The following is a 7,701-nucleotide window of genomic DNA, read 5'->3' as shown; positions in this document are numbered from 1 at the left end:
CCCCCCCCCGCGCGCGCTTTTTTTCAGGAAAGCACTCGTCGAGGACGTCGATCAGCTGTCCGAATCTAGGGTAACTGACCCTCCGTCGACGCTCAAAGCACGTCTCCGACAGGCGTATCGACCGTGACGCGCGTCGCCGCGATGTTACCCGCGACATGGCCAAGGGGGTTCCCCATCGGATCGAATTGGTCAATCGTAAAGGTGCCGGTGTATTGGTCCGCTTTGCGATCGACCGTAACACTCTCCTGGATTTGAACGGGTCCGATGAAATTGCTGGAAATATCGAAGCCCAACGCAAAGTGATTCAGCTGATAGCTCGACGGTCCGCTTTTCTGAAACACGCCAAGGCAGAAACTGCTAGTTACCGGCGGTTTCGAGGAATTCATGATTTCAGTCCCATCACTGTGCCACTGCGCAAATCCATTATCGATCACTGTGCCGTCGGGGGGACCGCCGGCATTCCCCTCAGCCACGAACTTTACTTTCCAGAAGCCAATGATCCCATTGTTGGAGCCTTGATGGCTTGAGACCAGAAGGAACGAGCCTGTCCCGACCTGAAGCCGTTCCTCGAATGATTGCAGCTGGATACCTCCGTGCTTCAGCCATTCGGACCCTCCGCATTGAGCATTCGCCCTGGATACGAAGCCCATCCCGAGTAAAACCATCGCGAGAGCCGCGGTGATCGCCATTCTGAACAATGTACGCATTACATTTTTCCCCTGCCGCCGACTGTCGACAGCGGCATCGATTACGTTGCGGGCCCTCTTTGCTTTGTCGCGTTGACTGCCGAGAAATGCGTATCTGTTGGTCATGAACCTTCCTCCTTCTGGGAGGGCGCGAGCCTACTCCCTGCCCTTAGTGCGTAAATCCGGGAGGAACAATCGTTCGCTTCGAACGAACAAATGAGGGGGGGAATGAACCGCGAACGACGCGGTACCGGGAGGACTTAGTCTAGTTCACAATTGCCATTTTATCCGGTCGGCAGGCGCATACCGGCAGGTGCTACCGGTAGAGATGGAATTCGCGAGGTGGCGGCCTAGGGGCGGGTTTACGTTTCGGATCGCTTCGATCGCCGATTTGATTTGCCGGGTCACGTTGACTCGCGCGCGTTCGCGATGGGAAGCCGCTCGCCGTAAGCCGTGAAGTCCCAGCCCGGACGAGATTTCCTGTGAAAGACTGTCCCTCTCGGCGCGGGCGCGCACCGCGGCGTCGGAGTCGCGGGACGCTTCCGCGACATCGATCTCGCTCTCGAGCTCAGCTATACGGCGACGGTACTCGCTCAACGCTCGCGCGTCGAATTTTTCCCCGGCGTCGCCGAGGTCAACCGCCCTGCCTAACCCATCTTGCCGCAGGCTCGTCCCAGCGCCCGCAGCAGTAACCGAGAACATTTCGACCGCGGAGATATTTTCGCCGGGACGGCCAAGCAGCAGGGCGATGAATCGCATCCCGCCGCGCTCACGGAGATTCGCAGACTCACCTTCGTACGCGGTATTCCAGTACTCACCTTCCTTGCGAAAGATCGGCGGAAATGTTCGGTTGTCACTGGTAACGCCTGAGCGACTAACGCCGGTATTCCTGTCGGCCTCCACTCGATCGACCCAACGCTGACCGGCGCCATGGCGGCGGTAGATCTCGATCGCCGCGTCGAACTTTTCCGTGGCACGACTGTGCTCACCTGCCAGTGTCAGGGTCTTGCCCCAGTAGTGAAGAGTCTCGGCCTGTTCCCATGGCAGCGCGTAGCGGGTGAAGATCGCCATCGCGCGCTCGAAGGATGTCTCGGCGTCCTGAATACGATTGTCGGCGGCGGCAACTACGGCTTCTGCTCGCGCGACAGCGCCGACGAGTCCGCGCCAATCCTCGCCGTCCGCCAATATCTGCCGCAATCGAGCGAGATGGGGCTGGGCGAGGGAGACGTCAACCTCGCGCGCCTGGGCCAGGACTAGCTCTGGCCTAAGCCACATTTCGACCAGCGGTAGCGAGCCCTCTCCGAAAATTTGCAAAGCGTCATCGAGGAAGGCGCGTGCGTGAGCTGTTTCCCCGGTTATCCGGAGCAGGCGAGCGTACCAGAACGATAGGTCTGCATGCCGTTCTCGCGCACCGGAAGCGCGTGTGATTGAGAGACCGGTCTCGAGAACGGACTTCGCTGCCGTCCAATCGCCTCCGTGGATCGCGATGATGCCGCGAAGCAGGGTACTCGGCGCCTTATCGACAAGCGCTTGCCCATCTTCGAGATTTCCCGTCATCACGTGCATAATCGCCAGCGTTTCATTCAATGCTCGAGAGTCGGTATTCGGGCCGAATCCGGATTGAAAAAGCACGAACGGTACCGCGGGCAATCCGACTCCTTCCAGCAGCCATGGCTTGCCGTGTGCCGGATCCCACAGCCTCGACAGAATTTTACCTGTCCTGTACAGCTGTCTGCCTAATGATTCAGCGGAATTGCGGTCTATCGGCGTCGCCAGCGCCTCGGCGATTCGTCCGGTATGGGCCAGGAGTGGTGCCCGAACGTTCGAAAAATGAGCTATGAAGTCGGGCTCTCGCAAACGCTCACTCATTTTCGATCCTTGCTGAGTGACTTCCATACCCCGCGCTGTGTCGAGCGACTTCCAGCAGGCGAGCGCCATCGCCATGTACAACCACAGCGAATCGGTCGCGTGTTCGAGTTCGCGCTGCGCCGCTTCGAAGTGCCTCATCGCGCGACTTATATCGGTGTGGCCTTCATCGTCATCTTTGCTAAGCCGAAGCGCTACCAGCGTGCGAAGCTTCCCCGCCTGTTCTAAAAGGCCGCGTTCCTCGCACAACTCTATAGCGCTTTCGATTTCTGTGGTGGCGTCTTTTGAAGTCCGGTCAGACCATGCCCGGGTATAGGCGATACCCGCAAAGAATTCAGCCTGCCGTCTTTGACTATCCTGACCTTTCTCGGCGTGCCGCAAACCGGCGTGAAAATGAACCAGTGCTTCTTCCCAGGCTTCCACGTTCATCGCTGCCCACCCGGCTCGAAGTGAGTATTCAATCGCCTTCTCGATTTGGAGCGGATCAGGTGACGCCGCCGCCGCTTGATCGAAATGATGGGCAATTGCCGCAAGATGCGGCGTGAGATTGGCGGCGTGCAGCTGCTCCAGCGCCTCACCAATCGCGCGATGTAGCCGCGTGCGCTCCGCCTCGGTCGAGCCTTTGTAAAGCGACTCGCGGATGAGCGGGTGGGTGAAGCGATAGCTGTCATGCGACGAGAGTGCGACGACACCCACTTCGGACGCCTCGTCCATCAACTCGCCAGATGCTCCAGCGCTTAAGTCGCTGATTCGCCTGAGCAACGCACTGTCGAATTCCTGTCCCACTACGGCAGCCATGGCCAGCAACGACTGCGCTGGCGGCGATAACAACCCGAGACGTTTGCGGATCGCGGCGCGTACGTCCTCCGGCAGCTTGAACCCGCGCAGCTCGATGCGATCCGAAGTCCCGAGGTTTCGCTCAGCGAGCAGCACCCGTACTACTCCATCCACGAACAACGGATTACCGGCCGTGACCCGATGTAGTTCCGAGGCGAAGGCGGCGCTCGGCAAGCGCTGCGCGCGGTGCTCGACGATCAGCGTCACTTCGTCCTGATCGAGACCCGCAAGCGGTATCGCATGCCCGTAGCGGAGGATCTCGCTGATAGTCTCAGATAAACGCGGCGAACTACGCACCTCGGCGTCGCGATGCGTCCCAAGTATGACGATGCGAGAATCTGTCAGTCCGCGCGCGACGAACTTGAGCAGTTCGAGCGAGCTGTGATCGGCCTCGTGCAGATCGTCAAGAATGATCAGCAGCGGTTCCGCGCGCGCCAACTGTTTGAGCAGGGTTGCGACCGCGTCGAACAGTCGAAAACGCGCCTGCTGCGGATCGGACGGAACCCGAGGCGAGACCGTTTCTGGCGACAATTCGGGAATCAGCTGCGCTATCTCAGGCGGCAGTGCGGAGTGCCGCTCCCTCTCGCGAGGCTCGTGGATGATAAGTGAGCGCAGGACGTCAACCCAGGGCAAATAGGCCGGCGCGCCTCCGCCTTCCCAGCATCGGCCCCACACCACTCGCATCCCGCGCGATACGGCGTCGGCCGCGAGTTCGTCAGCGAGACGAGTTTTACCAATTCCCGGTTCGCCGGAGATAAGGAACACTCCCCCCTGCCGCCCGCTTCCGGAAGTCGCATCCGCGAGTCCGTTGCGCAACTCCGATATTTCGCGCTCGCGGCCAACGAACAGCAGCCGTGCCGACGTGGAATGTGTGTTTTCGCCCCCGTTCGTAGATGCCCCCAGCTACGCGGCCGATGAGAATGCTGTCGAGGCCCTCACCATGGCGCAAGCTTACGAAGGCGTCGCTCAAACGTCTACAGCGGCAACTTCAGCCTTGCTTAGACTTCGATTAGCCGCCGGCGACCGGCACTGCGGCGACGCCTTGCAGGTTGCGGATGCTTGGGCGCTCCAGCATCCGCTTGATCCAGGCGTCGATGTTGTTGCGGTTGTTGCCGAGCACGTCGATGCCGATTTCGTTCAGGATCAGCATCCGCGGCGCGAAACCGATGTCGGCGACTGAGAACTCGCCGGCGAGATAATTGTTGCCCTGCAATTCGTGGTTCAGGTAGTCGAGCACGCGCTCGACCGACTGATGGAGCCGCTGCACGCGACTTTGATCGCGGTCGCCCTCGGGCTTGGAGACCTCGGCGATTAGCTGGCCCACCGGCGGCGTGAACGATGTGTCGGCAAAGTCCTCGAACGATCGCGCCCGCGAGCGCATCGCACTGGAACCGACCGGCGGCAGCACGGGCGGCTCGGGATACTCGTCGTCGAGGTACTCGTTGATGATGGTCGAGTCGTAAATCGTCGTGTCGTCATCGACCAGCACCGGCACGCGTCCGAACGGGTTGAGCCGCAGGAAGTCGGGCTTGCGATTGTCGTGCTGCGTCAGATCGACCGGCACCAGGTCGTAGGTCAGGGCCTTCTCGGCCAGGACGATGCGGACCTTCTGACCGTAGGGACAGGAAAGGAAGTCGTAGAGTTTGATCATATCGGGCAAGTCCTCATTCGGCTTGCGCCGCGACGGTAATCTTCAAGCTGGCTTCAACCTCGGAATCGAGCTTGACCGGCACCGTGAAATCACCGAGCTGCTTGATGGGCTCGGGCAGGTGAATCTTGCGCCGCTCGATATCGAGACCGTTCTCGCGGAGCGCGCGTTCGAGATCGATATTGGTGACAGAGCCGAAGAGCTTGCCCTCCTCGCCGGCGCGGGCATGCAGCGTCAGCGTGAGCGCCTCGATTTTAGCCTTGACTGCGAGCGCGTCGTTGCGCTTGATCTCGCCCCGTTTTGCGGCGGTGCGCTTCTGATGCTCGAAGGCGCGGATATTTTTCTGATCCGCCTCGACCGCGAGCTTGCGCGGCAATAGGTAGTTGCGCGCGTAACCGGCGCGGACCTTGACCACGTCGCCGGTCCGTCCCAGGTTGGGAAGATCCTCGTTGAGTATGACTTGCACGTTCATCGTCCTCTACGTCTCCTGAGTACTGAATAACCCTCTCTCGCGTGCGGGAGAGGGAACGGCGTCCGCGCCCGGGGTGAGGGTTCTGTTGGGGTTGCGGGTTTGGTTTCTCATCTTAGAAAAAATCGCCCAGGTTGTTCGCCTCGGGGCTCGGCGGCTTCAGCCGCCGGAAGTCGATCCACATGTCGAAGACGCCCGCGACGCCCACCAGCGCAGCGACCACGGGTTGCGCGAACACCACAAAATAAATTATGCCGCGCACGATCGACGGGACCGCGAGCGACTGAAAATAGAATCCGATAATCGCCAGTCCCTGGCAAAAATAAACTGCGCCGATGCAGATGAAGCCGTTGAGCGCGATCGCGCTAATCGCGGAAACCGGGATGAACAGCCCGAACCCGCCGGCCAGCAACAACCACACCATCCACTCCGGCGCCGACCATCGCGAAAGATCGCCAAACAGGCTGTACGCCAGCCGCTGCGGTCCGGCCCATCGCCAGAACACGCGCAAGTTGAGCAGCATCGAGCTCGCGGCGACGAGCAGCGCGAAGGCCGGCGACAAATGCATCGTGAGCGAGATGACGCTCGCCTGCGTGTCGGCCGGAATCGCCGGCATTCCAAGAAGTTTGTTGAAGTCCTGCCCCCGCGTCACCATTTGGGTAAGTGAGTCGTGGACGGTTTTGATGAGCGCGTCCGGGCCGCCCACGAGCACCAGCACTACGACGACCGAAGTCGCTACCATCACGCCCGCGCCGACCGCGGTGATCATTTCAAAGGACGACCGACGCTCGAGCATGTAGCACGCGATTGCGGTCGCGAGGCCGAACGACACGAAGTAGGCGAGACCGCCGATCGGTCCCCACAGGATTGCGACGAATGCGGTCGCGAGTAGCACCGCGATCGTCGCGCGCAGGTTGGGACTCGGGCGCCCGACTGCGTACACGAGGATGGGCGCGGGCGCGAGCATCATCAGGATGCCGCCGATAAGCGGTATCGCGCCGGCGGCGAGGAAGAACGCCCCCGCCAACGCGGCCGCTCGAACCATCCCTATGACAGCTTTGCGCGTCACTGGATTCAGCCGTCTAGACTCCGAGCGTCGAGAACGGCAGCAGCGCGAGCACGCGCGCGCGCTTGATCGCGACGGCAAGTTGGCGCTGATGCTTGGCGCAGTTGCCGGAGGTTCGGCTCGGCACTATCTTGCCGCCCTCGGTGATGAAGCTGCCGAGCGTGCGCACGTCTTTGTAATCGACCTTGAGCGTCTTGTCGGCGCAGAAGCGGCATACCTTGCGGCGCCCGCCCGGCCGTCCGCGACGCATCCCGCCGCCACCGCGACCTTCACCGCCGCGGCCCTCGCCGCGATCGTCGCCGCCGGGACGTGGGCCGCCATAGCGTCCGCCGCCGCCTTCGCCGCGGCCTCTTTCTGATCTATCTTCGTGAGCCATTAATCTTCCCTGGAAATTCTTTTCAGTATCTATTTCACTTGCTCGATCGACTCGGCTACCACTTCAAGTGCACCGACTGTCTTCAAGCTACCCTTCAACGCTCTCATTCTTCCGATCACCTTAACCTGCCGGCCCGGCTCCAGGAGCTGTTTTGCTGCTATCGCCGATTCGCCGGTCATCAGAATCCCAAGCCGCAGTTCCTCGCCTGGCGCGCCGCATTCGACCGTGAACCTGAGAACGGGAGTTCCTGCGGGCGTGATGCGAACTTCGGGCTGGTCGAGCAGCCGGCCTTCGAGCTCAATCCGGTTCCCTGTCACCTTCGGGCCCGGCGATTTCGTCAACCGCCGCTTCCATTATCTCTTCGGGAGCGTCGGGCGCATCCTCGACTGGCTGCTCGCGCGAGGCCATCAGGGCGGCCGCGCGCGCTTCCTGCGCAGCCTTGGCCTCGGCGATACGGCGGTTGCGCGCCTCGAGTTCCTCGCGCGCCTTGGCCACGTCGGCGTTGTCGTCCACGAGGACCGACAGGTAGCGCAGGACGGTGTCGGAGATGCGCAAGTTGCGCTCGACCTCGTTCATCACGGGGCCGGGCGAAACGTAGTCGAGTCGAACGTAGAAGCCGCGGCGCTCGCCCCTGATCTTGTAGGCAAGCTCGCGCGATCCCCATTCCTCGGTTTCGATCATCTCGCCGGCGCCGGCGGCGATGATCCCTTCGTAGCGTTTGATGGCTTCCTTGATTTGGGGGTCGCCCGAATC

Annotated in this window: 8 protein-coding genes and 1 pseudogene; all 9 read right to left on the bottom strand. The window is 61.4% G+C overall.

Translation table 11 applies throughout. The features are described from left to right. Window positions 1-92: 92 nt before the first annotated feature. On the bottom strand, window positions 93-689 hold the full coding sequence (locus VIW95_RS14780) for a hypothetical protein (protein ID WP_331587870.1): 597 nt from the start codon (window positions 687-689) through the stop codon (window positions 93-95). Between the two features lie 267 nt (window positions 690-956). Next, window positions 957-3,596 (bottom strand): hypothetical protein, encoded by a 2,640-nt coding sequence (locus VIW95_RS14775; RefSeq protein ID WP_331587868.1) that lies wholly within the window; start codon window positions 3,594-3,596, stop codon window positions 957-959. A gap of 162 nt (window positions 3,597-3,758) precedes the next feature. Next, window positions 3,759-4,205: pseudogene (locus VIW95_RS17650) on the bottom strand (AAA family ATPase); the annotation flags it as partial. Between the two features lie 193 nt (window positions 4,206-4,398). Then, window positions 4,399-5,040: a glutathione S-transferase family protein gene (locus tag VIW95_RS14765; protein ID WP_331587863.1), complete on the bottom strand. Its 642-nt coding sequence runs from the start codon at window positions 5,038-5,040 to the stop codon at window positions 4,399-4,401. A gap of 13 nt (window positions 5,041-5,053) precedes the next feature. Next, entirely contained in the window at window positions 5,054-5,503 is a 450-nt protein-coding gene (gene rplI / locus VIW95_RS14760; RefSeq protein WP_349259332.1) for a 50S ribosomal protein L9, read from the bottom strand. 118 nt (window positions 5,504-5,621) lie between these two features. Continuing rightward, window positions 5,622-6,575: a DUF2232 domain-containing protein gene (locus VIW95_RS14755; RefSeq protein ID WP_331587859.1), complete on the bottom strand. Its 954-nt coding sequence runs from the start codon at window positions 6,573-6,575 to the stop codon at window positions 5,622-5,624. A gap of 13 nt (window positions 6,576-6,588) precedes the next feature. Next, window positions 6,589-6,948, bottom strand: coding sequence for a 30S ribosomal protein S18 (gene rpsR, locus VIW95_RS14750; RefSeq protein WP_349259331.1), 360 nt, complete (start codon window positions 6,946-6,948; stop codon window positions 6,589-6,591). Window positions 6,949-6,977: 29 nt separating this feature from the next. Next, window positions 6,978-7,265, bottom strand: a complete 288-nt coding sequence (locus VIW95_RS14745; protein ID WP_331587857.1) for a single-stranded DNA-binding protein — start codon at window positions 7,263-7,265, stop codon at window positions 6,978-6,980. Next, window positions 7,246-7,701, bottom strand: a 456-nt coding sequence (gene rpsF / locus VIW95_RS14740; protein ID WP_331587855.1) for a 30S ribosomal protein S6, incomplete at its 5' end; no start/stop codon positions are given. The genes rpsF and VIW95_RS14745, both read right to left, overlap by 20 nt.

Origin of the sequence: Binatus sp. (SeqCode), from assembly GCF_036522015.1 — a bacterium.
GTDB lineage: Bacteria > Desulfobacterota > Binatia > Binatales > Binataceae > Binatus.
The sequence above is the reverse complement of the archived record's forward strand: the minus strand, read 5'-3'. Positions and strand labels throughout refer to the sequence as shown.